The sequence below is a fragment of the Flavonifractor sp. DFI.6.63 genome (genome assembly GCF_024462255.1).
GTDB lineage: Bacteria > Bacillota > Clostridia > Oscillospirales > Oscillospiraceae > Lawsonibacter_A > Lawsonibacter_A hominis.
The window spans coordinates 68,347-92,188 of sequence record NZ_JANGBE010000011.1 but is presented as its reverse complement, the minus strand read 5'-3'; the positions used below and the strand labels follow the sequence as shown (position 1 = coordinate 92,188).

General features: G+C 62.5%; 25 protein-coding genes. 6 read left to right on the top strand and 19 right to left on the bottom strand.

Annotated elements, in window-relative coordinates:
• From NE547_RS08065 to NE547_RS08015, 11 genes are all read right to left on the bottom strand, one after another.
• Positions 1-864, bottom strand: a complete 864-nt coding sequence (locus NE547_RS08065) for an NAD(+)/NADH kinase (protein WP_186906437.1) — start codon at positions 862-864, stop codon at positions 1-3.
• Positions 861-1,679: a TlyA family RNA methyltransferase gene (locus tag NE547_RS08060; protein ID WP_186906436.1), complete on the bottom strand. Its 819-nt coding sequence runs from the start codon at positions 1,677-1,679 to the stop codon at positions 861-863. The genes NE547_RS08065 and NE547_RS08060 overlap by 4 nt, the downstream gene beginning before the upstream one ends.
• Positions 1,666-3,513 (bottom strand): 1-deoxy-D-xylulose-5-phosphate synthase, encoded by a 1,848-nt coding sequence (dxs, locus tag NE547_RS08055; protein ID WP_186906435.1) that lies wholly within the window; start codon positions 3,511-3,513, stop codon positions 1,666-1,668. The genes NE547_RS08060 and dxs overlap by 14 nt, the downstream gene beginning before the upstream one ends.
• Before the next feature lie 40 nt (positions 3,514-3,553).
• Positions 3,554-4,018 carry a divergent PAP2 family protein gene (locus NE547_RS08050; RefSeq protein WP_186906434.1) on the bottom strand — a complete coding sequence of 155 codons (465 nt, stop codon included), beginning with the start codon at positions 4,016-4,018 and terminating at the stop codon, positions 3,554-3,556.
• A 16-nt stretch (positions 4,019-4,034) separates the two neighbouring features.
• Positions 4,035-4,916, bottom strand: coding sequence for a polyprenyl synthetase family protein (locus NE547_RS08045; RefSeq protein WP_186906433.1), 882 nt, complete (start codon positions 4,914-4,916; stop codon positions 4,035-4,037).
• Positions 4,913-5,152, bottom strand: coding sequence for an exodeoxyribonuclease VII small subunit (gene xseB, locus NE547_RS08040; RefSeq protein ID WP_256175286.1), 240 nt, complete (start codon positions 5,150-5,152; stop codon positions 4,913-4,915). The genes NE547_RS08045 and xseB overlap by 4 nt, the downstream gene beginning before the upstream one ends.
• A gap of 41 nt (positions 5,153-5,193) precedes the next feature.
• The gene (gene xseA / locus NE547_RS08035; protein WP_256175284.1) at positions 5,194-6,387 is read right to left on the bottom strand and encodes an exodeoxyribonuclease VII large subunit; all 1,194 of its coding nucleotides are present in this window, start codon (positions 6,385-6,387) and stop codon (positions 5,194-5,196) included.
• A complete protein-coding gene (locus NE547_RS08030) occupies positions 6,387-7,313 on the bottom strand; it encodes a DNA-binding protein (protein ID WP_256175282.1) in 927 nt (308 codons plus the stop codon). The genes xseA and NE547_RS08030 overlap by 1 nt, the downstream gene beginning before the upstream one ends.
• A gap of 1 nt (position 7,314) precedes the next feature.
• Positions 7,315-7,803: a transcription antitermination factor NusB gene (nusB, locus tag NE547_RS08025; RefSeq protein ID WP_186906429.1), complete on the bottom strand. Its 489-nt coding sequence runs from the start codon at positions 7,801-7,803 to the stop codon at positions 7,315-7,317.
• A gap of 337 nt (positions 7,804-8,140) precedes the next feature.
• A complete protein-coding gene (rbr, locus tag NE547_RS08020) occupies positions 8,141-8,674 on the bottom strand; it encodes a rubrerythrin (protein ID WP_186906428.1) in 534 nt (177 codons plus the stop codon).
• Positions 8,675-8,749: 75 nt separating this feature from the next.
• Positions 8,750-9,133 carry a transcriptional repressor gene (locus tag NE547_RS08015; protein WP_186906427.1) on the bottom strand — a complete coding sequence of 128 codons (384 nt, stop codon included), beginning with the start codon at positions 9,131-9,133 and terminating at the stop codon, positions 8,750-8,752.
• A gap of 186 nt (positions 9,134-9,319) precedes the next feature.
• Here NE547_RS08015 and NE547_RS08010 point away from each other — a divergent pair, with 186 nt between their 5' ends.
• The 4 genes from NE547_RS08010 to vanT all read left to right on the top strand — a co-directional run bounded on the left by NE547_RS08010 (position 9,320) and on the right by vanT (position 13,891).
• Complete coding sequence (locus tag NE547_RS08010) at positions 9,320-9,745, top strand: hypothetical protein (protein WP_256175280.1); 426 nt, start codon at positions 9,320-9,322, stop codon at positions 9,743-9,745.
• Between the two features lie 215 nt (positions 9,746-9,960).
• Positions 9,961-11,013 (top strand): D-alanine--D-serine ligase VanG, encoded by a 1,053-nt coding sequence (gene vanG, locus NE547_RS08005; protein ID WP_256175278.1) that lies wholly within the window; start codon positions 9,961-9,963, stop codon positions 11,011-11,013.
• Complete coding sequence (locus NE547_RS08000; protein ID WP_256175277.1) at positions 11,010-11,765, top strand: M15 family metallopeptidase; 756 nt, start codon at positions 11,010-11,012, stop codon at positions 11,763-11,765. Before vanG ends, NE547_RS08000 begins: the two co-directional genes overlap by 4 nt.
• Positions 11,762-13,891 (top strand): serine racemase VanT catalytic subunit, encoded by a 2,130-nt coding sequence (gene vanT, locus NE547_RS07995; RefSeq protein WP_256175275.1) that lies wholly within the window; start codon positions 11,762-11,764, stop codon positions 13,889-13,891. Before NE547_RS08000 ends, vanT begins: the two co-directional genes overlap by 4 nt.
• 41 nt (positions 13,892-13,932) lie before the next feature.
• Here vanT and NE547_RS07990 read toward each other — a convergent pair whose 3' ends face one another.
• The 8 genes from NE547_RS07990 to NE547_RS07955 form a co-directional block, all read right to left on the bottom strand.
• Positions 13,933-15,924 carry a YgiQ family radical SAM protein gene (locus NE547_RS07990; protein WP_256175274.1) on the bottom strand — a complete coding sequence of 664 codons (1,992 nt, stop codon included), beginning with the start codon at positions 15,922-15,924 and terminating at the stop codon, positions 13,933-13,935.
• Positions 15,899-17,065, bottom strand: a complete 1,167-nt coding sequence (locus tag NE547_RS07985; protein ID WP_256175273.1) for a bifunctional histidine phosphatase family protein/GNAT family N-acetyltransferase — start codon at positions 17,063-17,065, stop codon at positions 15,899-15,901. The genes NE547_RS07990 and NE547_RS07985 overlap by 26 nt, the downstream gene beginning before the upstream one ends.
• Positions 17,066-17,097: 32 nt before the next feature.
• Positions 17,098-17,421, bottom strand: a complete 324-nt coding sequence (locus tag NE547_RS07980) for a DUF6054 family protein (protein ID WP_186906421.1) — start codon at positions 17,419-17,421, stop codon at positions 17,098-17,100.
• Positions 17,422-17,460: 39 nt separating this feature from the next.
• Positions 17,461-17,805, bottom strand: a complete 345-nt coding sequence (locus tag NE547_RS07975) for a DUF6054 family protein (RefSeq protein WP_186906420.1) — start codon at positions 17,803-17,805, stop codon at positions 17,461-17,463.
• Between the two features lie 10 nt (positions 17,806-17,815).
• The gene (locus tag NE547_RS07970) at positions 17,816-18,736 is read right to left on the bottom strand and encodes a dihydroorotate dehydrogenase (protein WP_186906419.1); all 921 of its coding nucleotides are present in this window, start codon (positions 18,734-18,736) and stop codon (positions 17,816-17,818) included.
• The gene (locus tag NE547_RS07965) at positions 18,729-19,508 is read right to left on the bottom strand and encodes a dihydroorotate dehydrogenase electron transfer subunit (protein ID WP_256175271.1); all 780 of its coding nucleotides are present in this window, start codon (positions 19,506-19,508) and stop codon (positions 18,729-18,731) included. The genes NE547_RS07970 and NE547_RS07965 overlap by 8 nt, the downstream gene beginning before the upstream one ends.
• 123 nt (positions 19,509-19,631) lie before the next feature.
• Complete coding sequence (gene pyrF / locus NE547_RS07960; RefSeq protein WP_256175269.1) at positions 19,632-20,555, bottom strand: orotidine-5'-phosphate decarboxylase; 924 nt, start codon at positions 20,553-20,555, stop codon at positions 19,632-19,634.
• A 151-nt stretch (positions 20,556-20,706) separates the two neighbouring features.
• Positions 20,707-21,987: a dihydroorotase gene (locus tag NE547_RS07955; protein ID WP_256175267.1), complete on the bottom strand. Its 1,281-nt coding sequence runs from the start codon at positions 21,985-21,987 to the stop codon at positions 20,707-20,709.
• A 175-nt stretch (positions 21,988-22,162) separates the two neighbouring features.
• Between NE547_RS07955 and NE547_RS07950 the strand changes: the two genes are divergently transcribed.
• Together NE547_RS07950 and NE547_RS07945 are read left to right on the top strand one after the other, a co-directional pair.
• The gene (locus tag NE547_RS07950) at positions 22,163-22,339 is read left to right on the top strand and encodes a hypothetical protein (RefSeq protein WP_256175265.1); all 177 of its coding nucleotides are present in this window, start codon (positions 22,163-22,165) and stop codon (positions 22,337-22,339) included.
• Between the two features lie 102 nt (positions 22,340-22,441).
• Positions 22,442-23,842 carry a PLP-dependent aminotransferase family protein gene (locus NE547_RS07945; RefSeq protein WP_256175263.1) on the top strand — a complete coding sequence of 467 codons (1,401 nt, stop codon included), beginning with the start codon at positions 22,442-22,444 and terminating at the stop codon, positions 23,840-23,842.

Genomic DNA, 23,842 nt, shown 5'->3' with positions numbered 1-23,842 from the left:
TTACGCTCCTCCCAACTTTTGGTTCAAAATATCATAAAAGGACCGGTTCGTCAGCCGAACCAGATGGGTTTTGGAGGCGGACATCTTCAATTCCACCACATCCCCGCCGTTGAGTTTGAACGCCTTTCCGCCATCCACGGAGAGATAGGTCGTCTTCCGGGCGGCACGTCCCATTTTGACGGAGACCGTCCGCTCCTTTCCCAGCACAAAGGAACGGGCGGACAGCGCGTGGGGGCAGATCGGAGTAATAATGATATTTTCCGCCGTCGGTTCGACGATGGGACCGCCGGCCGACATGGAATAGGCGGTGGAGCCGGTCGGCGTGCTGACGATGACGCCGTCGGAGGAAAAGCTGAAGATCCGCATCTGGTCGGCGCAGACCTCAAGATCCACCATGCGGGCCACCGCGCCCTTGGTCAGAGCCGCGTCGTTGAGCGCAATATCGGTGTAAACGCTTTTACCTTCCCGGCGGACCGTCACATCCAGCATCATGCGGGACTCCACGGTATACCGGCCGGCAGCAATTTTGGAGAGATGGGAAAGCTCGCTCTGCTCCAGTTCCGCCATAAAGCCCACACTGCCCAAATTGACCCCCAGGATGGGCACGCCGCAGGCATTGGCGTCCTTGGCCGCGTGGAGGATGGTTCCATCCCCGCCAAAGCAGATGAGCATGTCCGCGTCCTTCAATTCCTGCTGGGTGTCCAGAAAGCGGATGTGTCTGGGCAGCTCCACATTGGTGCCCTCCACTTGAAACGGCAGACACATGGCGGTCTCCACCCCGGCGTTTTTCAAAATGCGCTCGGCGGATTGGGCCGCCTTGATCCCACGATCCCGGTAGGGGTTGGGGCTGAGTACCACTTTCATGCTCTCTCTCCCTCCAGCGCGTCGTGAGAGGCTTCCACCAAGGCCTTCAGGTCTCCGTTCCACGGCGTTCCGGCTCCGGCGGTCAGATGTCCCAGATATTCGATATTTCCCTCCGGCCCGCGGATGGGCGAAAAGCTTATTTCCTTTACAGAAAAGTCCGCTTCCGCCGCGTTGCGCAGGAATTGCTCCAGCACCTCCAGGTGGACTGCCGGGTCCCGAACCACCCCCTTTTTCCCCACCTTCTCACGGCCCGCTTCAAACTGCGGCTTGACAAGGCATACCACTTGCCCATCCTCTTTCAGGATGCCGCGCAGGGCGGGCAGGATCAGGCGCAGAGAGATGAAGGACACGTCCACGGTGCCAAAGTCCAGGGACTCTGAAATCTGTTCCGCCGTGAGGTAGCGTACATTGGTCCGTTCCATACACACGACCCTTGGGTCGCTGCGCAGGCTCCACGCCAACTGACCGTAGCCCACGTCCACAGCGTACACCTTCTCCGCACCGTTCTGAAGCATACAGTCGGTAAAACCGCCGGTGGAAGCGCCTGCGTCAATCGCATGGGCTCCTGTCAAATCAATGCCGGTAAATACCTTCAGCGCCTTTTCCAGCTTGAGCCCGCCGCGGCTCACATAGGGAAGGGTCTGTCCACGCACCTCGATCGGCGCGTTTTCTTCGACCGGGGCGCCTGCCTTCTCTACCTTCCGGTCCTTCACATAGACCTGACCGCTCATGATCACCGCCTGGGCCCGCTGGCGGCTTTCCGCCAGTCCCCGTTCCACCAGCAGCAGATCCAGCCGCTTTTTAACCGTTGCCATGTCCGCAGACCTCCAACGCCTTTCTGCACAGACTCTCACCGTCCAGGCCGCAATAATGCCGCAGCTGCTGTACGGTCCCATGCGTCACAAACCCCGGCCCGGTATCCGCCAGAGCCAGTCCTTTGAGCGGAATACCGGCGCGTGCGGCGGCGGCGGCCAGCCGGTTCCCCACGCTGTTGGAGGGAGCGCTGTCCTCCGCTGCCAGAAGCCGTCCGGTCCTGCGCAGAGATTCCAACAGAATATCCGACGCTATGGGTGTAATGCAATTTAACTTTACGACTTCAGCCTGAACGCCATAGCGCTCCAGCCGCCGGGCACAGTCCAGCAGCGGATCGATCATGCTCCCGTAGCCGGCCAATGTGATGTCGCTCCCCCGCCGCAGGATGCACGCGGGCGCGGGCGCAGAATCGGCGGTATACGTCCCTTCCCCGCCGCGCGGATAGCGCACCGCTACAGGGCCATTGACCTGATAGACGGCATAGGAGAGCATGGAGCGCAGTTCCGCAAAGCTGCTGGGGCACAAAACGGTCATGCCGGGTACCGTGTCCAGAAAGGCCGGATCGAATACCCCGTGATGGGTCTCTCCGTCTTCCCCCACCAGACCGGCCCGGTCCACCGCCAGCACCACGTGGAGCTGCTGGAGGGCCACGTCATGGATCAGCATGTCATAGGCGCGCTGCAAAAAGGAGGAATATACGGCAAAGACCGGACGTATCCCCTGCTTTGCCATACCGGCCGCCATCGTTACGGCATGGCCCTCCGCTATGCTCACATCGAAAAAGCGCTGGGGAAAGCGCCGGGCAAATTCGTCCAGACCGGTACCTCCCTGCATGGCCGCAGTAATGGCGACCAACCGTTCATCCTGCTGGGCCAGTGCGCACATGGTCTGCCCAAACACTGCGGAAAAGTTCGGCTTCGGCGGCTGTACCGGCTCCCCGTTCCCCACGCAGAACCGGCCCACGCCGTGAAAGCGGTCCGGATTGCGCTCCGCTGGTGGATAGCCCTTTCCCTTTACAGTTCTGACGTGGAGCAGAACAGGGCTTTTTAATTCCTTGGCGTAGCCCAGCAGCCGGGTCAATCCCTTCACGTCATGACCATCCACCGGACCCAGATAGGTAAAGCCCATATCTTCAAAGAGGCTGCACGGAAGCAGCGTCTCTTTGACCGCTGTTTTGATTTTGTGTGTCACATTATAAATGTGTCCGCCCAACGGCAGCACGCTCATGACCTTGCGATAGCCCTTTTTGAATTGCAGATATTGGGGCTTGAGGCGCTGGCGTGCCAGGTGGTCTGCCACACCGCCCACGCTTTTGGTGATTGACATGCCGTTGTCGTTGAGTATGACGATCAGCGGCTCGCCGCTGTCGCCTGCGTCAGACAATCCCTCGTAAGCCAGGCCGCCGGACAGCGCTCCGTCCCCAATCAACGCCAAAACATGATAGTCCTGCTTCTGTAAGGTCCTTGCCCTTGCCATTCCAACCGCCACGGATACGGAGTTGGAGGCATGCCCCGCTACAAAAGCGTCGCAGACGCTTTCCGCCGGTTTGGGAAACCCGGCGATCCCGCCAAAGGTGCGCAGCGTTTCCATCGCGTCGTTGCGTCCGGTCAGAATCTTGTGCGCATAGCACTGATGTCCCACATCAAAGACCAGCCGGTCCCGCCCGGTATCGAATACCCGGTGAATGGCCACGATGAGTTCCACCGCCCCCAGACTGGAGGCAAGGTGTCCGCCGGTACGGGAGACCGTATCGATCAGCCGCGCCCGCAGCAGGGCGCAGACCTGCGCCGCTTCGCTGTCGTTCAGGCCGCTGAGGTCGTTTGTCAATGTATCCAAGCTAAGAATGGTATCACCTCCAGGCCTTCCTTGGCCTGTTTCATGCAAACCACCAGGCGCCCAGCAGCCCCACGCCGATCCCCAGCAGGCCGCCCATGAGCACCTGGAACGGGGTATGGCCGAGCAGCTCCTTAAGCTCCTTGCCAAAGAGGGCGGGCTTCATCTCCGTCCAGTGTTCCATAATATAATTGAGAATTTTGGCCTGTTCCCCCGCCGCCTTGCGTACGTTGGCCGCATCGTACATGACCACGATGGCCACCACCGCCGCCAGCGTAAAGGTGGGAGACGTCCAGCCATACATAGCGCCCATCGCTGAAGCGCAGGCGCATACAAAGGCGGAATGGGAGCTGGGCATGCCGCCGCTGGAGAGGATATTGCGAAAATCAAGCTTATGCTTGGTGATCAGAGTAATCACAAACTTGATCACCTGCGCCAGCGCCCAGGCCAAAATCGCCAGATTCAAAATCAGATTGCCGGTTAAAAAGTCCACTGCGTTTTTTAACATCCGACTGCCCCTTCCCTCATTTCTCCCGTCCGGCCAGCTGTTCCGCCAGCCAGCACAGGGCGCCGCCCTCGCCGCCGAAGGGGGCAAGAGCCTCTATCGCCTCGCCGGTCAGGCGCTTTACCAGCGTCCGGCAGGCATCCAGGCCCTTGAGGGTCACAAACGTCGTTTTTTCACTTCTGGCGTCGGAACCGATGGGCTTTCCGAGGGTAGCCTCGTCTCCCACTACATCCAGAATATCGTCCCGGACCTGGAAGGCCAGACCCAGACGCTCCGCATAATGCCGCACGGCCTGACGCTGCTCCTGTGTGCCGCCGGCCACGATACAGCCCATTTCCGCCGCCGCGGCAATGAGCGCGCCGGTCTTGAGCCGCTGCAGTTCTTCTACCTCGGCCAGGCTGAGCGAGTGTCCCTCCCCCGCCATATCCAGCACCTGCCCGCCCACCATGCCTCTGCCGCCGGCCGCACGGGCCAGTAGGCCTGCCGCCGCGAGCGCACGCTCCGGCGGCAGCTCCGGCGGCAGCTCCAGCATGGTCTCAAAAGCAGCCGTGAGCAAGCCGTCGCCCGCCAGCACCGCCGTGGCCTCGCCGTATACCTTATGGTTGGTGGGACGGCCCCGGCGCAGATCGTCATCGTCCATGCAGGGCAGATCGTCATGGATCAGAGAGTAGGTGTGGATCATCTCGACGGCGCCCGCAAAAGGCAGCGCGGCCGCCGGGTCGCCGCCGCACATCCGGCAGGTCTCCAGCACCAGCACAGGCCGGATCCGTTTGCCCCCCGCCAAAAGGCTGTAATACATCGCGTCGTACAGATCGCCCCTTGGTTCCCGCTCCTGAAAGCACTCGTTCAGCCAGGTTTCGATCTGTGCCCGGTGTCCGTCCAGCCGCTGCTGATGGGTCATTCCCGTCCCTCCCCGTCAAAGGGCTGCTTGACCGGGCCGCCGTCAGGCCCGGCCAGCAGCTTGCTGACCTTCTGCTCCGCCTTGTCCAGCATGCCGGAGCATTTCTTCATCAGAGCGGTTCCCTCCTCAAACAGCGTGAGGGCCTCTTCCAGCGGGGCGTCCCCCTGTTCCAGCCTGGTCACAATTTCCTCCAGGCGGGCCATGGCCTGCTCAAAATTCAGCTTTTTCTCTGCCATATGATCTCTCCCTTTCCCAGCGGCGCGGGAAACGCCCGCCCCTACAGAACCTTGCAATCGATGCTGCCGTCCGCCATGCGCAGTTCCAGCTTGTCGCCGGGATGTGCTTCCCGGATGGAGCGGACGACATGCCCGTCTTCGTTCCTGGGGATCGCATAGCCCCGGCCCAGGACCTTCAGCGGACTGATGGCGTCCAGTGTGGCCGCCCGCCGCGCAAAGCGTTCCCGTTCCCGGCCCAGCGTGCCCCGCAGCCCATGGGCCAGCTTTTCCCGCTGATAATCCAACAGGACGCGCCGGTCATTCACATAACTCATGGGGTCCTGAAGCGTACGGCAGCGCCGGGCCCGCTCCAGCAGGAAGCGCGCCCCATCCAGCCGCCGGGACACGGCGCGGCCCAGCCGCCGGGACAGCTGATCCAGCGCGGCATACTGCTCGTTCTGGTCGGGGACGGCCAGCTCGGCCGCGTTGGAGGGGGTAGCCGCCCGCAAGTCGGCCACAAAGTCGGAAATGGTCACGTCCGGCTCATGGCCCACGGCGGAGATCACGGGAATACGGGAGGCGTAGATGGCGCGGGCCACGTTCTCGTCGTTGAAGGCCCACAGATCCTCCATGGAGCCGCCGCCCCGGCCGGTAATGATTAAATCCGCCGCCTGATGGCGGTTGGCCCAGGCAATGGCGGCGCAAAGTTCCCCAGGGGCCTCCGCCCCCTGCACCCGCACCGGCAGTACCAGCACCTCCGCCATGGGCCAGCGGGCGCCCAGGATGCGGATCATATCCCGCACCGCCGCACCGGCGGAGGAGGTGATGAGGGCGATACGCTCCGGAAACCGGGGAATCTTTTTTTTATGAGCCTGGTCAAACAGCCCCTCCTGATAAAGCTTTTCCTTGAGCTGTTCGAAGGCCGCATGCAGATCGCCCATCCCATCCGGGGAGAGGGCGCTGCAATAAAGCTGATACTGGCCGTCCCTGGGAAACACGGTGACCCGGCCGAAGGCAACCACCTTTTTGCCGTTTTCCGGGCGAAAGCGCAGCGACATGGCTTCGCGCCGGAACATGACGCAGCGGATGGCCCCCTCCCCATCCTTCAGGGAAAAATAGTGGTGACCGGAGGGATAGGCCTTATAATTGGAGATCTCGCCCCGTACGAAAAGGCCGGACAGGGCGCTGTCGCCGTCCAGCAGGCCCTTGATATATTGATTGACCTGGGTAACGCTGTAAACAGGTGCCGTGCTCATCAAGCGCGCCCCCCTTCCAGGCTCCGCCGGGCCAGGATGGCCACGCCCATGGCGTTGTCGGCAGAATATTCCGGACGGGCGAAGACCGCGCCGTCCAACACGCTGCGCAGCAGACGGTTGGAGGATACACCGCCGGAGCAGAGCACCGGCAGGCCGGGATACCGCTCCAGCGCGGCATCGGTACACCGGCGCACAACGTCCGCCAGCGTCTCCAGCACGAAGCGTGCGATCCGGCCCGCCGCCTCCCCCCGCGCCGCCAACTGTTTCACCTGATTTTCCATTCCGGAAAGGGAAAAGGTCAGATCGTTGCGCCGGACGGGAAAGCCGCGGCAGGGCGGAGCCTCCGCCGCCAGGGCATCCAACGCCTTCCCCGCCGGGAAATCCAGGCCCAGCAGCAGGCCGGTACGGTCGATCAGCTGTCCGGCGGAGAGATCGCTGGTGCCGCCGATGCGCACCGCGCAGACATTGGTTCCCTGTGGATGCACATACAAAAGCTCAGTCGTGCCGCCGGACAGATGCCAGGCCAGCAGGGGCGCATCCAGCAGCTCCGACCGTCCCGCCGACCAGGCTGCGGCTGCAATATGACCCTGCTGGTGGGAGACGGGACAGAACGGGACGTGCAAAACCCCGGCCAGTACGCGCCCTTGGTTCTCCCCCGCCAAAAAGCAGGGCATATAGGAGCCCTCCACCGCCCTGGGGCGGGTAGATGCCCCCACCACAGAGATTCCCTCCAGCCAGCCCTCCGCCTCCAGCTCGGCGAAGCGGTCGGGCAGATGCTTGACATGCTGAAAAAGGGCGTCGGACTGACGCAGCCCCAGTTCGCCGGGCCGCACGTCCAGCAGCCGTCCGGCGTTCCTTCCCGCCGTTCCGTCAAAAACAGCGGCGGAAGTGGTGTAGTTGCTGGTATCGATCCCAAGCGCGCGCATGTCAGGGCGCATCCTTGGGCGTGGTGGGAAGCCCCACCGGATCCGGCGGGCACTCGCTGCGTACGAAGGAGCCCAGGATACCGTTTACGAAGGAGACCACCTCCGGTTCCTCGTAGTGCTTGGTCAGTTCCACCGCCTCATTGATCGCGGCGGCATTGGGGATGTCCTGCATATACAGGATCTCATACATGGCGACCCGCATGATCGCCACCGCCACCCGGTTGAGCCGCGCAAAATTCCAGCCGATCGCGTAGCGGGAGATGTACTCATCCAATTCCGGCGCGTGTTCATACACCCCCTTCACCAGCGCGCTGATATAGGCGCGCTGGGTCTCGTTGGGGTACTCGCTGTAAAGGGGCTCCTCCTCCCCGATGGAGGCGAAGGTGGTACGATTCATAGCCTGCGCCAGCAGCGCTTCGGCAGTCTGCCCGGTAAAGCCCAATTCAAACGTGAAGTGGACGGCAATCTCTCGGGCGGCAGTTCTGGTCATTCGGATTCCTCCAGGCAATCAATAATACACATAGATAATTATATTATACACCAGTTATGCATAAAAAGAAAAGAGCAATTTACAGCATGCGACAAAAATGTGCGGCCAAAACATGATCCGCATGCGTTTAAAGCCGGAAAAACGGCATGGCGTTATGCCATGCCGTTCCGTCGCTCGAGACAGGCCGAAGGCCTTTTGCAGCAGAGAGGGATGTATGCCGGTCCGGGCTTGAGCGCTTACACGCGATCGCCGCCCGATCCGTCTCGTCTTTTCCTGCGCCTGCAGGCGCGTCACAGATCTGCCCGCGCCTCAGCGCCGGGGTCCGGGCGGAACTTTCTCAGTAATTTTGGGCCCGCAGCTCAAAATAAGCGCGGGGATGCGCGCACACCGGGCAAACCTCGGGCGCCTCTTTGCCAATGTGGATATGACCGCAGTTGCGGCACTTCCACATGTACTCGTCGCCGCGCTTGAAGACCACGCCTTCTTCCAGATTCTTCAGCAGGGTCAGGTAACGCTCCTCGTGCTCCTTTTCGATCTTTCCGACGCCTTCGAACAGGAAGGCAAGTTTTTCAAAGCCCTCCTCTTTGGCAGTCTCGGCCATCTCCCGGTACATCTGGGTCCATTCTTCCTTTTCGCCCGCAGCGGCAGCCTTCAGATTCGCCGGGGTATCGCCGATCCCGCCCAGCTCCTTGAACCAGAGTTTGGCGTGCTCCTTTTCATTGCCCGCAGTCTCCTGAAAAATAGCCGCAATCTGCTCGTAGCCCTCTTTCTTGGCCTTGCTGGCAAAATAGTCATACTTATTGCGGGCCATACTCTCCCCCGCAAAAGCTTTCCAGAGATTGGCTTCCGTTTTGCTGCCCTTCAGTTCCATACTTCATGACACTCCTTCTACTATATTTTTGTTCGGTCCGCTGTTTTTGGTTCGCGATCAATTGAGGAAAATAAGTCAATGCACCCGCTTGCAGCCGACACAGATCCCATGAAAAAGGACCTCATGACCATGCACGTCGTGGCCGCTGTGCAAAAGCGCCTGTTCATCCAGTCCCCGGTCATAGGGCAGGCCCAAATCATATACCGCGCCGCAGGCGGAACACCTGAAATGGGGATGAGGCATGGTATTGGCATCATACCGCTCCACCGGAAACGCCATGCGCACGATGGCGCCCTCGTCTGCCAGCAGATTCAAATTGCGATAGACCGTCCCCAGACTCAGATTTGGATTCTCCGGCTTGAGCCATTGATACATCATCTCCGCCGTCGGATGTTCATGGCTGGCTTTCAATGCCTCAAAAATCAACTCCCGCTGCCGTGAGTATCGTTTGCCCTTCATTGCTCATCTCCTCTTTCGAGATCAGTAACTATTACTGTTATTAATATAACAGTTCTTCCCACCTTTTGCAAGCGCAATTTATAAAAAAACAAAAATTTTACCGGGCGTAAAGCGACTGGCGCCGTGCATACTAAACTGCGGATGGAGATCATCTAAAAAACTGCGTAATCAGCAGGAGGATACGGAATGAAACGGATTTTGACAATTCTGTGCCTGGGGCTGGCTCTGACGCTCACTACGGCCGGCTGTACCCGGGACAAGGCGCCCAATGTGACCCCGACCCCCACGACACCGGCCGCTACCGCTACGCCCAGTACGAGTCCGGTCACGACCCCAGGGACCAATGATGGCGCCGTTAATGATAACGACGGCATCATTGGCAATGAGTCGACCAATGACGCGCACGCCACCGGCACCCCCGGCACCACAGGGACCGGAGGCGTCGCCGGCACCACCATCCGCCCCACTCCGCGTACCGGAACCGGCCGTGATATCGGCAATGCGGCCGGCGATATCGTCGGCGGAGTCGGCAATGCCGCCGGTGATATCGTCAATGGAGTCGGCAATGCCGCCCGTGACATCGGCACCGGAGTAAAAGACGCCTTGCACTGACCAAAGGACAGACTGCGGCATGGGTTTTCCATGCCGCAGTTTGTTTGAAGCGGCGAAAAAGCGGTCGCGCCCGCAGCATAGGAGCCTATGCTGCGGGATGTTTGTCTTTTTTAAGAATCGCGTTCTGATTTCTTAAGTCTTTGGACGGCTTGTTTTCATATCTCCAGGTCCCTTTTTTGTTATGCTTTGGACAAACAAAACAGGGAGGTATGGTTATGTCCCGACGAAAGTTGGCCGTTCTGTTCGGCGGCTGCTCCAGCGAATACTCCGTTTCGCTTCAATCCGCTCACGCGGTGCTCGCCCACTTGGACCCGGAAAAATATGAACCGGTGCTGCTGGGGATCACCCGGGAGGGCCGATGGCTGCTGTATACCGGCCCGTTGGAAGCTCTGCTGGACGATACCTGGCACCAAGACACACGCCGCACCATCCCGGCTGTCATCTCTCCGGACCGCGGCCTGCATGGTCTGCTGGTGATCGCCCCCGCCGGAATAACCGCCGTCCGCCTGGATGCGGCCTTTCCGGTGCTCCATGGAAAAAACGGCGAGGACGGAACCGTACAGGGCCTGCTGGAGCTTGCCGGAATCCCGATAGTCGGATGCGGAACATGTGCCAGCGCGGTCTGTATGGATAAAGACCTGGCCCATCGCCTGGCCGGCCAGTCCGGCGTGGCTGTGCCGCGTTCGGTGGTGTTCCGCGCCGGCGAGGATCGAGCCATGCTGCCGTCCCAGGCTGCACGACTGGGCTATCCGCTGTTCGTCAAGCCTGCCCGGGCGGGCTCCTCCTTCGGCGTCAGCCGGGTGGAGCGCCCCGACGCGCTGGACGCGGCGGTGACCGCCGCGCTGGAGCATGACAGCAAGATCCTTTTAGAGGAAGCGGTGCCCGGCTTTGAGGTGGGCTGCGCTGTGTTGGGCAATCTGGGGCTGACCGTAGGCGAAGTGGACGAAATCGAGCTGACGCAGGGATTTTTTGACTACACGGAAAAATACAACCTGATGACCGCTCAGATCCATATGCCCGCCCGGATTTCCCGGGAAAAGGCGGAGTCCGTCAAGGCGGCGGCCTGTAAGGTCTACTGGGCGCTGAACTGCTCGGGCTTTGCCCGCGTGGACCTGTTTTTAACGCCGGAGGGCCGTGTGGTATTCAATGAAGTCAATACCATCCCCGGCTTCACCAGTCACAGCCGTTACCCCAACATGATGCACGGCATCGGCCTGGAATTCGGGGCGCTTCTGGACCGTGCGATCGAATTGGCGGTGGGCGCATGAAATCTGCTCCTCCGTGGCCTGCCGCCGGGACGCTTCTGCTGGTCAACCGGGAGCACCCGCTTCTCCGGGCGCCGGAGTCCGAAGAACTGACGGCGGTGGATCGCCGGCATCCGGACATTCTGCTTCACCGCCGCGCCAAGGTCATGTTGGATGAACTGCTGCAGGCCGCCGGGGCAAAGGGAAGCGTGATTCCGGTGAGCGGTTACCGCTCCCAGCGGGAGCAGCGGCAGATCTGGGACGATACGGTACGGGAACGGGGGCTCCGGTTCACACGGACCTATGTGGCCGCGCCGGGGTGCAGTGAACACCAGACCGGTCTGGCCGTGGATCTGGGCGAGAATGTGCCTGATCTGGATTTCATATGCCCCTGCTTCCCCGACTCGGGCCCCTGCCGTGCTCTGCGGGAAAAGGCGGCGGATTACGGCTTCGTGCTCCGTTACCCAAAGGGAAAGGAAGCGATCACCGGGATCGGCTGGGAGCCCTGGCATTTCCGCTATGTGGGCTGGCCCCATGCCCGGATCATGACGGAGCGGAATCTGGTGCTGGAAGAATATCTGGCATGGCTGCGGACGTTTCCGGCAGAGGGCGCTCCTCTGCGTTATCGGGCGGCAGGCCGCTCGTTCGAGGTATGTTACGCACCGGACGGACATCTGGACACTCTGGAAGCGCTGCTTTCCTCCGGCATGCCCTGCCAGTGTTCGGACACCAATACCGGCGGCATGGTGTTCACTTTGTGGAGGGACGCAGGATGAAGCAATGCCGATTGGGCGGACTGGATCGCTTCCGGCCCGTCGCGGCGCTGCTGGTGGTGGCCATACACACCGGGCCGCTGCTCTCCTGGAGCCGCGACGTCAACTACCTGCTCTGTGATATTCTGGCCCGGCTGGCCGTTCCCTTTTTCTTCGCCGTCAGCGGATATTTCCTCGTGCCGGAGCTGCGGGCTCGGGGCGTGAGCGCCCTGCTCCCCTTTTTAAAAAAGGGCCTTCTCCTCTACGGCCTCTCCGCTTTGCTGTACGCTCCCATCAACCTCTACAGCGGTTATTTTTCTCAACCCGGGCTTCCTTTGGAGCTGCTGCGCGACGCCTGTTTCAACGGTCTTTTTTATCACCTGTGGTATTTTCCCGCCGTGCTGCTGGGTGGATGCATCGTCTGCCTGCTGGTCCGGCGGCTTCGTTTGGCCACTGCCGCGGCAGTCTGTGCTGTCCTTTACGTCCTGGGCCTGCTTGGTGACAGCTACTATGCCTTTACAAATGCGATACCACCGTTGAAGGCATTTTATGAAGCTCTGCTCCAGTGCTTTGACTATACCCGCAACGGCCTGTTCTTCGCGCCCCTGTTTCTACTGTTGGGCGGCTGGCTTGCCGGTAGGGGAAACCGGCGCGCTGATGGCCGGTATGCTGCCGGGCTGCTGCTCTCTCTGGGGCTTCTGCTGGCCGAAGGACTTCTTGTAAAGCAATTTCACCTTGCGCGCTTTGACGCACTCTACCTCTCGTTGCCGCTTTGTATTTTCTTTCTGCTCTGCTGGCTGCGCGGTCTGGATCTGCCGGCCCGTCCCCAACTGCGCCGTTGGTCTGCCGCGGTGTATCTGCTCCATCCGCTCTGCATTCTGCTCGTCCGCGGCGGGGCCAAGGCGCTTGGCCTGAGCGCGCTGCTCATTGAAAACCGCCTGCTCCACTATCTGGCGGTGATCTTTCTTTCCGGTCTGCTGGCGGCTCCCTTTGCGTTGGTCCCCCGAAAGCGCCCGGAGCCGGAACGGGGCCGGGCCTGGATCGAGTTGGATGCCGCCGCCCTGCGGCACAATGTCAACGTCCTGTCCGGCCTGCTGCCGGAGGGATGCGCACTCACGGCGGTGCTGAAGGCCAACGCCTACGGACACGGCGACCTGGAATGCGCCCGCATCTGTCAAAAGGCCGGCATCCGGTCCTTCGCCGTGGCCACCGCCGCAGAAGGAGCCCGTCTGCGCCGGGGCGGCGTCCGGGGAGACATTCTGGTGCTGGGCTGGTCCGGTGCCGGGGCGGTCCCGCTGCTGCGACGCTATCGCCTGACCCAGACGGTGGCGAGTCCGGAACACGCCCGGCTCCTGGACCGCTGCGGAAAACGCCTGCGGGTCCATATCAAGATAGACACCGGGATGCACCGCCTCGGTACCGGGTGGGATGACGCGGCTTCTCTGCGCGAACTCTACGCCTGCTCCCATTTGCAGGTAAAGGGGCTGTTTACCCATCTGGCCGCCAGTGAGACCTGTTCTCCCTCCGATCAAGCCTGCACCCAGGCGCAGATACGCCGCTTCTGGCACGCGGTGGAAACCCTGAGCGGCGCCGGTCTGCCCATCGGAGCGCTCCATATACAAAGCAGCTATGGTCTGCTCAACTACGGCCCCCTGGAGGGCTGCGGCTGGGTACGCACCGGCATCGCGCTGTATGGCCTGCTCAGCGCTCCCCAGGATCATCCCCGCATCTGCCCCGACCTGCGCCCGGTCCTTGCGCTCCGGGCCCGGGTAGCCCAAATCCACACTTTGGAGCCGGGCGAGCACGCCGGATACGACGGGGCGTTCACCGCATCCCGCCCGACCCGGTTGGCCCTGATCACAATCGGTTATGCCGACGGCTGGCCCCGCGCCCTTTCCTGCGGCAGAGGCCGGGTACTGCTCCACGGCCAGCCGGCCCCGATTGCGGGTCTGATCTGTATGGATCAGCTTCTGGCGGATGTGACCGAGATCCCCGATGTCCGCCCTGGAGATACCGCCACGCTCATCGGCCGGGATGGCGACGCCGTGCTCACCGCCGAAGCAGCAGCTGAGGCGGCGGGCACCATCACCAATGAGCTTCTCTCCCGTCTGGGCCCGCGGCTGCCCCGCATCGTTGGGAGCGAAGCATAAAAAGACCCCGCCGCAGTTCAAAGCTGCGGCGGGGCGGCTTTTTATCGCTTTGCTTTGGGCCTGGCATTTTTCTTGGGCTTTGCCGCCGCCCAACCCGCCTTTTTGGCGGGGCGCCGGCGGGGCTTCTCTTCTGCCGGCGACTTTGGATCCGGCCTTCCCTGGTCTTGGATGCGGCGGCCTTGCTCATGTCCGGCGGGTTTCCCGCCCGCCTTGGCCGGAGCGGAGGGGCGCAGCAGACACCCCTTGCCATAGCCGATCAGGTCCTCCCGGTGGGCGGCGTGCAGCGCCTCCCGCACCAAAGCGCGCTTTTCCGGGCGCTTCCACTGCATCAGTGCTCGCTGCATGGCCTTTTCGTGGGGGTCCTTCGGCACATAGACCGGCTTCATGGTGCGGGGATCGATACCGGTATAATACATACAGGTGGACAGCGTTCCCGGCGTGGGGTAAAAATCCTGCACCTGCTCCGGCTGGCGTCCGGTGCGGTTGAGCCATTCCGCCAGACGCACCGCGTCGTCCATCGTGCATCCGGGGTGGGAAGACATCAGGTAGGGCACCAGATACTGCTGCTTGCCGTATCGCTGGTTCAGACGGTCGTATTTTTGCTTGAAGCGCTCATAAACAGCGATGTGGGGCTTGCCCATATAGTCCAGCACCCCGTCCACACAGTGCTCGGGCGCCACTTTCAGCTGGCCGGAGACATGATGCTGGACCAGTTCAGCAAAAAATTCTCCGCTCTTGTCCTGGAGCAGATAATCAAACCGGATCCCCGAACGGATGAAGACCTTCTTCACCCCCGGAACGGCCCGCACCTGGCGCAGCAGCGTCAGATAGTCGGTGTGGTCGGCGTCCAGATTGGGACAGGGCGTTGGGGCCAGACAGGCACGGTTCTTACACACCCCCGCCTTGCGCTGCTTGGCGCAGGCCGGATGTCGGAAATTGGCGGTTGGGCCGCCCACGTCGTGGATATAGCCCTTGAAGCCGGGGTGCTTCGTCAGCGCCTCCACTTCCCGCAGCACGCTGGCATGGCTGCGGGCGGAAATGATCCGCCCCTGATGGAAGGCCAGGGAGCAGAAGTTGCACGCCCCGAAGCACCCGCGGTTGTGGGCCACTGAAAAGCGTACCTCCTCGATGGCGGGCACGCCGCCCATCGCGTCATACATGGGGTGGGGCTCCCGCACGTAGGGCAGCTCCGCCACAAAGTCCAGCTCCGCCGTGGTCAGCGGCATGGCGGGCGGGTTGACCACCAGCAGGCGCGCTCCGTGGCGCTGGAGGATGGCGCGGCCCCGGATCGGATCGTGCTCCTCATACTGAATCTGGTTGGCCTGCGCATAGGCGCGCTTGTCGCCGCTCACCTGTTCAAAAGAAGGGCACTCCACCTTGGGATAGACACACGCCCCCGGGCTTTTTGCAATAAAGGCAGTTCCCTTTACATCTGTGATCTCTTCCACCGGAGTGCCTGAGGCCAGCCGGGCGGCGATCTCCTTTGTGGCGGTCTCTCCCATACCGTAGACCAGCAGGTCCGCCTGACTGTCGAAGAGAATGGCGCGGCGCACCTTGTCCTCCCAATAATCATAGTGCGCAAAACGGCGCAGGCTGGCCTCCAGCCCGCCTACGATCAACGGAAGGTCTCCAAAGGCCTCCCGCGCCTTATTGGCATAGACGATGGCCGCCCGGTCGGGCCGCAGGCCCGTCCGGTTTCCCGGGGAATAGGCGTCGTCGTGACGGCGTTTTTTCGCCACGGTGTAGTGGGCGACCATCGAGTCGATATTCCCGCTGGAAAGGAACACCCCAAAGCGTGGTCGCCCCAGCTGTGTAAAGGCAGATTCCTTTCGCCAGTCCGGCTGTGCCAGGATGGCTACCCGGTAGCCCTCAGACTCCAGCAGACGGGAGATGATGGCCGGGCCAAAGGTAGGGTGATCCACATAGGCATCCCCGGTGATCACCAGAAAATCGTATTCATCCCAGCCGCGCTCCGCCAGATCCTCCCGGCTGACCGGCAGAAAGCGGTCACGCTTGATTCGGTTCGTATCCAATATATTTCTCCAATAGATCTAAAGTGATACGGGCGCCCTTGTCCTCGCCCACTTTGATAAAACCGTATTTCCGATAGAACCGCTGGGCGACGGCGTTATCCGGCGCACAGCGCAGACGCAGATACCGCCGGCCCAGAGGCCGGTATACGGACACCGCCTGACCGATCAGCTGTACGCCCAGCCCCTGTTTGCGGTGCTGAGGCGTCATGTAGACAAACGGGATATAACCTACATCCTGTCCGGCATGCCGTTCCAGGTCCAGCTGGAGCACCCCGACGGTCTCATCGCCCCGCATCGCGCACACGACCGCCTGCGCCGGGTCCTGCCGCCAGCAGCGCAGGGCGTCGTTCACAAAGCCCTCCCCGTCAAAGGGAATCCGGGGACCGTGGATATCCAGCCACGCGTCCTGTCGGGCGGCACGGTACCACGCCGCCTCGTTCTGCATGTCCAGCGGGCGAAACCACAAATTGGCGTCAGCCGCCCGGCCGCCCTGCTCCTTCCACCACTTTTGCCGGGCCAGCGTGGAGATTTCCTCCGGCAGGTGGGAATTGTCGTTTTCAAAGAGAATACGGGCTTGTCCGTCCTCCACCTCCAAGCAGGTGACGGCGGTGTTGTCGCTGTGGCCCAGCGCATCCATTTCCCCCGGTCCCAGGCCGCGAAGGGCCCCCTGAAGACACCGGATAGCCGTGCCATGGGAAAAGACCGCCACCGTCTGTTCCGGATGCAGCCGCGCCAGGTCCAGCAGCGCACGTTTCATGCGCGTTTGCACCTGATCGAAGGTCTCCGCCCCCTCCACCCGGAACTCCGGGGCGCTATGGTTGAAGCGGAGCAGTTCCTGTGCGTCGTGCCGCTCCAGATCCCCCCAAGTCCGGTCCTCCCAGGCGCCCACGCCGATCTCGCGCAGGTCGCTGCGGGTATGTAGCGCCAGAGCCCGGGGCTTCCAAATGGCTCCGGCAGTGGTACGGGTACGAAAGAGATCGCTGGAATACACCGCGTCGATGGGGACGTCCTGGAAGCGTCCGGCCAGAGCGGCGATCTGCCGGTAACCGTTGTCGGTGATCAGGCTGTCATACCAGCCGTGGACACGCCGGTACAGGTTTCCTTCCGCCTCTGCATGGCGGATGATATAAAATCGGGTCATAAATGATTACACACTCTCTTGTTTGGTATCCGTCAGCCGGCCGGAAGGGCCTTTTCCAGCCATTCCAACAGCTTTTTCTCCGCGCCGGTCCCCTCATTGGCGCCTGCAATGATCAGATGCGCCCGGACCGCGCCGCCTTCCGCAGTGTCCAGTACCGCCGTCAGGGTCAAATTTCCCCGCTGCCACAGGAAGTACTTTTCAAATACCAGCACCAGGATTGTGCCGCTTGCGGTCTCCACCGTATAGCGGTCCGCCTCCCGCCCCTGGCTGAAGCCCTTGCCGAGCATCGTTTCGGTTATGCAGCGCGCGCATTCCTCCGCCGTTCCGGCAGGATAGAGGGTCTTAACGACCGCCATGCCATCGCTTCCTTTCCGCCGCTCCGGGACACTGCCCGGTCACAGCCGGTAGGGGCGCAGGGCTTCGGCGGCCACGGCGGCAAAATCCTCCGCCGCGCCCCAGTCGAACCGAAACAGCCCCTCTCCCCCGCCGCCGCCTACCAGATGGACCCGGGTCACTCCGCTCAGGTCGTCCAGCAGGGCGGTCAACGTCAGACGGTTTCCCGCCCGGTAATAGTGCTTTTCAAAGACCAGCGCCAGGCAGCTGCGTCCGTCGGGGCCGCCGGCCCGGTAGCGGTCGATGCATTCGCCGGTAACGCTGCCGTCCACAACGGCGCGGCAGATCCGCTCCGCGCACTCCTCCAGCGCGCAGGAGACGGTAAAGGTGACGCCCTGTCCTTCCATCCGGCTCTCCTTACCAGGGGCGGACGCCGCCGGTGAGCTCGGACACCCTGTCAAGCCCCTGTCCCGCAGCAAGGGCGGCCAGCTCGTCCCGCACCCTGAGCGGGGCGAAGGGATCGTCGAAGCAGGCGGTGCCCACCGCCACGGCAGCAGCGCCCGCCAGCATCAGCTGGGCCGCATCCGCTCCCCTGGAAACGCCGCCCATCCCCAAAATCGGGATCTTGACGGCGCCCGCCACCTCCCAAACCATCCGCACCGCCACAGGCAGCACGGCAGGTCCCGACAGGCCGCCGGTATTCATTTTTAAAATGGGGCGGCGGGTATGCACATCAATGCGCATGCCCCGCAGGGTGTTGATGAGGCTCAGCGCGTCCGCCCCCGCGCCCTCCACCGCCCGGGCAATCTCGGTAATATCCGTGACGTTGGGCGAAAGCTTGACCATCACCGGAACGGATGCGTGCTTTTTGGCGATCGCAGTGACCTCCGCGGCCAGTTCAGGCCGGGTGCCGTAGGCCAGGCCGCCCGCCTTTACGTTGGGGCAGGAGATGTTCACCTCGATCATATCCACCCCTGCCGCCGAGAGTTTTTCGCACATAACACCGTAGTCTTCCGGGGTATTGCCGGAGATATTTGCGATAATGGCCAGGTCGTGGCGCTTCAGCTCCGGCAGTTCCTGCGCGATAAAGGCGTCTACGCCGGGATTCTGGAGCCCGACGGAATTGAGAATACCCATGGGGGTCTCCGCAATGCGGGGGGGCGGATTCCCCTCCCGGCGGGCCGGAGTGAGTCCCTTGCAGCAGATGCCGCCCAGCTCGGACAGATCGTAAAAGGCGCCGTACTCCTTGCCGAAGCCGAAGGTGCCGGAGGCCACCACCACGGGGTTTTTGAGATGCACGCCCGCCAGATCGACGGACAGCTCCACCGGGTTAGACATTCCAATCCACCTCCTCCGCTTCGAACACCGGACCGTCCTTGCATACATGCTTCATGGTCCCATCCGCCATCCGGACCGCGCAGCCCAGGCAGGCCCCGATCCCGCAGGCCATGCGCTCTTCCAGGGAGACCTGGCAGCGCACCCCGTATTCCGCCGCCGCCGCCGCCACCGCGCGCAGCATGGGCTTGGGTCCACAGGCCAGGACAGACGCAACCGTCTGATCCTTTGCGAGGATCCGCCGCACCTGCTCATCCACAAAGCCGTGATGCCCCAGACTTCCGTCGTCGCTGCACAAAACGACCTGAGTGCATTTTTCCCGGAAGTCCTCCACCAGCATCGCCCGCTCCGCGCAGCGAAAGCCCAGCACGGCAACGGAACGCCCCCAGGTATAGGCGGCCTGTCCCAGCAGCGGCGGCACGCCGATGCCGCCGCCCACCAGCAGCAGGCGGTCCTTTTCGCCGCATTCAAAGCCGTTGCCCAGCGGACCCAGCACACTCAGCCGGTCTCCCGCTTTTCGGCGGGAGAGCCATGCGGTGCCCTCGCCCCGCACCTCAAAGACGATGCGCACCAGATCCACCGGCTCGTCCGCCTGGGCCAGGCACACCGAGATGGGGCGGCGGAGCAAATGCTCCGCCCCGCATTTGACATGGAGGAATTGTCCGGCCCGCAGGCCTTCCCGCTTCACCAGGTCCCCCGCCTCCAGGGTAAAGGACCAGGCAAATTCATTCAGTTTTTCTGCGCTGACAATGGTACAAATCTGCTCAATGGGCATAGGCTTTTCTCCCTCTCGTTGCTCGTTTTCCGTGCGGGACGGCGCATCCCGGGGCGGCTGCGGCCCGTAGGAGATCCCGATTCTGCACCGCGCCCGGGCCGCCGGCCAATTCCCGCCGCAGCGCTACACGATGGTTACGAACTGTTTGATATCGTCCCGCATGGCGACGGCGGCGTCCCGGGCGGCCTGCTGATAATCGGAGCCGTCCCGGCCTGTTTTCTGCCAGGCGCACATGATGCCGCGGGAGGAATTGACGATGGCGCCGTGGCCGTACTTGTTGAACGCATACTGCACATCCTCCGCGGTGCCGCCCTGGGCGCCGTAGCCGGGCACCAGGAAAAACGTGTGCTCCAGGCGGCGGCGCAGTTCGCGCAGGTCGGAGGGATAGGTTGCTCCCACCACTGCTCCGGTGAGGTGGAAGCCATGTCTGCCCGCAGTGCCCCGGCCAAGGCGCTCGGTCAGATCGCCCATGACCTTATAGACTACCCGGTCCCCCGCCACCATGTCCTGGAGCTCGCCGGAGCTGGGATTGGAGGTCTTTACCAGTACAAAAAGGCACTTGTCCTCCGCCTTGCAGGTCTCGATAAAAGGCTGAATGGCGTCAGACCCCATGTAACCGTTGATGGTGACGCAGTCGGCGTCAAACGCGGTCCGCTCGGCAGAGCCCACCTTCGTCTTTCCCAGCCAGCCGTCGCTGTAGGCCTGGGCGGTGGAACCGATATCGCCCCGCTTGATATCCGCAATGACGAAAAAGCCCTTTTCCCGGGCATAGCGGATGGTGCGCTCCAGCGCCTCCATCCCCCGCCAGCCCAGCCGCTCATAATAAGCGGCCTGGGGTTTCACCGCCGGCACGATGTCGCACAGCGCATCCATCAGGCCGCAGTTGAACCGGTAGATGGCCTCGGCCGCGCCCTCCAGGGTCTCCCCGTATTGGTCGTAGCATTCCTTTCTCATCTGGGGGGGCACATACTCCGGTTTCGGATCCAACCCGACCACAGTGGGGTTTTTCATCGCCCGGATCTTGTCTTGCAGTACGTCAAACGACATTTCCTTCTCCTCCTGATTGATACGGCACCGCCGACGGCGGCATCCTTTGGCCCGGCACGGTTTACCGCGCCGGGCAGTCTGTCTCGCGCTCCGCTTTCGTCAAAGGCGGCTCCGGGCGGAGCACCCCGCTCCCGCCTGTTTTTTATGTTTTCTATTGCGCCTGGTATATGACCTCGCCGCCCACGACGGTATACTTCACTCTGCCCTTCAGCGTCCTTCCGGCAAACGGGGTGTTGCGGCCCTTGGAGGCAAACCGCTCCGGGTCTACCGTCCACTCCTCCTCCGGATCGAAGATCACCACGTCGCCATCCGCCCCGATGGACAGGCGGCCCTTGGTGGGCAGACGCAGGATACAGGCCGGGTTGATGGTCATCTTCCGCAGGATATCGGACAGGCCCAGCTCTCCGGTATGATAGAGATAGGTCAGCGTCACCGCCAGGGCGGTCTCCAGCCCCACCATGCCGCTGGGGGCTTCGGTCAGGGGGCGTGCCTTCTCCTCGGCGGAGTGGGGGGCGTGGTCGGTGGCGATGGCGTCGATGGTGCCATCCTTCAGCCCTTCGATCACGGCATCCACGTCCGCGCGGGTCCGCAGGGGCGGATTCACCCGTGCCAGAGAACCCTGCGCCAATATCTCATCCTCGGTCAGGCTGAAATACTGGGGGCAGGTCTCACAGGTGATCTGCACCCCTTTGCGTTTATAGCGGCGCACCAGTCCCACCGACTTTGCGGTGGAGATATGGCAGATATGCACCGCGCCGCCGGTCTCTTCGGCCAGCATGGCGTCCCGCGCCACCATGATCTCCTCCGCGATGGCAGGCCGTCCCTCCAGCCGCAGCTGGCGGGATACCCGTCCCTCGTTTACCGCATAATTCTTTACCATGTCCGCGTCCTCGCAGTGGGACAGGACGGTCAGCTCCTGCCGGTGGGCCAGGATCAGCGCGTCCCGCATGAGGTTGGCGTTCTGTACCGGCACGCCGTCGTCCGACAGCGCCACCGCACCCGCGGCCTTCAGCGCCTCAAAATCCGTCAGCGCCTGTCCCTTCTGCCCGCGGGTCACCGCGCCGATCGGCCAGACGTGTACGCCGCAGGCCGCAGCCGCCTTCCCTTTCAAAAAGTCGATCTGCTCCGGGCTGTCCACCGCCGGGCTGGTATTGGGCATGCAGGCGATCGAAGAGAAGCCCCCCCGCGCCGCGGCCAGAGCGCCCGTCTCCACCGTCTCTTTATACTCGAAGCCGGGCTCCCGCAGGTGGACGTGCATATCTACCAGGCCCGCGCAAACCACCATACCGCTGGCGTCGATGAGCTTCGCCCCCGGCTCGTTGATATTGCTCCCGATCACGGCCACCTTGCCGTCCTCGATCAGAATGTCCATCACGCCGCCGATCCCGCCCACGGGATCCACCAGCCGTCCTTGGCGTATAAGCAGCTTCACTTGACCACTCCTTTCGCACATGGAAAAAGGGTCCAGGTCCACCCCCGTCCCCTTACCGCAGCAACATCTTATTTCTCGTTTTTATTATATATGGAATCGCATATTTTAGCAACGCATTTTTCTGGATTTCCGGGCACAATATCAGAGGGCATCAGCAAAGGAGGAATCGGGAATTATGACGAAACATGCGTTTCTGGAAGGCATGGGCCTTGGCGTGGTGGCCGGTGCGGCGATCGGCATCGCCGTGGCCTCCAAGTCCGGCTATGGTCACGACATGCGCCGCATGGCCCGAAAGGCCGCCCGGCGGATGGACCGCATGAAAGACCAGCTGGAGGACCGGATGGGGTTCTAAGCCAGCAAGCGGCGCGGCCTGGCCGCGCCGCTTGCTTTTGCGGGACGCTGCGTTTATAATCAATCTGACCCGGCCAATTCTATCGTTTCAGGAGGCTTCCCTATGATCACGCCCATTCTGGACCCCGGCGGACGGCGTCCGCTCTATGAGCAGCTTTACCGGCACATCCGCGGGGAGATCGAAGCGGGGCGCATGAGCGCCGGAGAACGGCTGCCCTCCAAACGGGCCTTGGCCGCCCATTTGAAGATCAGCGTCGTCACGGTGGAGGGCGCCTATGGGCAGCTGCTGGCCGAGGGCTATCTTCGCTCCGAGCCCAAACGCGGTTTTTTCGTCCAAGCGCTTCCGGACCGCCCCGCTCCAGCGGCTGCGCCGCCTGTCTCCATGCCGGCGGAGGCGGGGTCGCGCAAGCGGTTTCGCTACGATTTTTCCACCAGCGGGGTCGATACCGCGCTCTTCCCCTTTTCCACCTGGGCCCGCCTCATGCGCGAGGTGCTGAACGGACAGGAGGCGGAGCTTCTTTCCGCATCTCATCCGCAGGGCGCCGTCGGGCTGCGCCGGGCGATCGCGGAACACCTGTACCGTTTCCGGGGCATCCGGGCCGATCCGGAGCAGATCGTTGTGGGGGCCGGGTCGGAATATCTGACCGGCCTTCTGATCCAGCTGCTGGGCCGTGAGGGCCTCTATGGCGTGGAGAACCCCGGTTATGGCAAGACCCATCGGATTCTCACCAGCAATGGGGCGCGGGTGACGCCCCTGCCGTTGGACGAACAGGGCCTGCGGGTGGACACGCTGGCCTCCTCCGGCGTGCGGGTCGTCCACGTGACGCCCTCTCACCACTTTCCGCTGGGCATCATTATGCCGGTGAGTCGGCGCAGCGCCCTTCTGTCCTGGGCGGCCGGCGCTTCCGACCGATACATCCTGGAGGACGATTATGACAGTGAGTTTCGTTTTTCCGGCCGCCCCATTCCCGCGCTCCAGAGTCTGGACCGGAACGAAAGGGTCATCTACCTGAATACCTTTGCCAAAACTCTGGCCCCTTCCCTGCGGATCAGCTACATGGTGCTGCCGCCCCACCTGCTGGAACGATGGCGGCGGGAACTCTGGTTCTACTCCTCCACGGTCCCCTCCTTTGAGCAGGATACCCTGGCTCTGTTCATGCAGCGGGGTCATTTTGAGCGGCACCTTGCCCGCGCCCGCAATCGCTACAAGGCCCGGCGGGAAGCGCTGCGCGCCGCCGCCAAGGAAACCGGGCTGCTGGACATCGGCCGGTTTTCCGGAGGGGATGCCGGGCTGCACCTCCTCCTATGGCTGGAGGGACGCAACGAGGCGGAACTGGTGCGCCGGGCCGCCGAAGCCGGCGTCGGGCTCTCACCGCTTTCCGCCTATGATCTGGCCCCTGCTCCCTCTGGGCGGAAGGCTGCGCTGATCCTGGGCTACACCCATATCGCGGCGGAGGATATGACCGGCGCGCTGCTGCGCCTGAAAACCGCCTGGGGCTTTTAA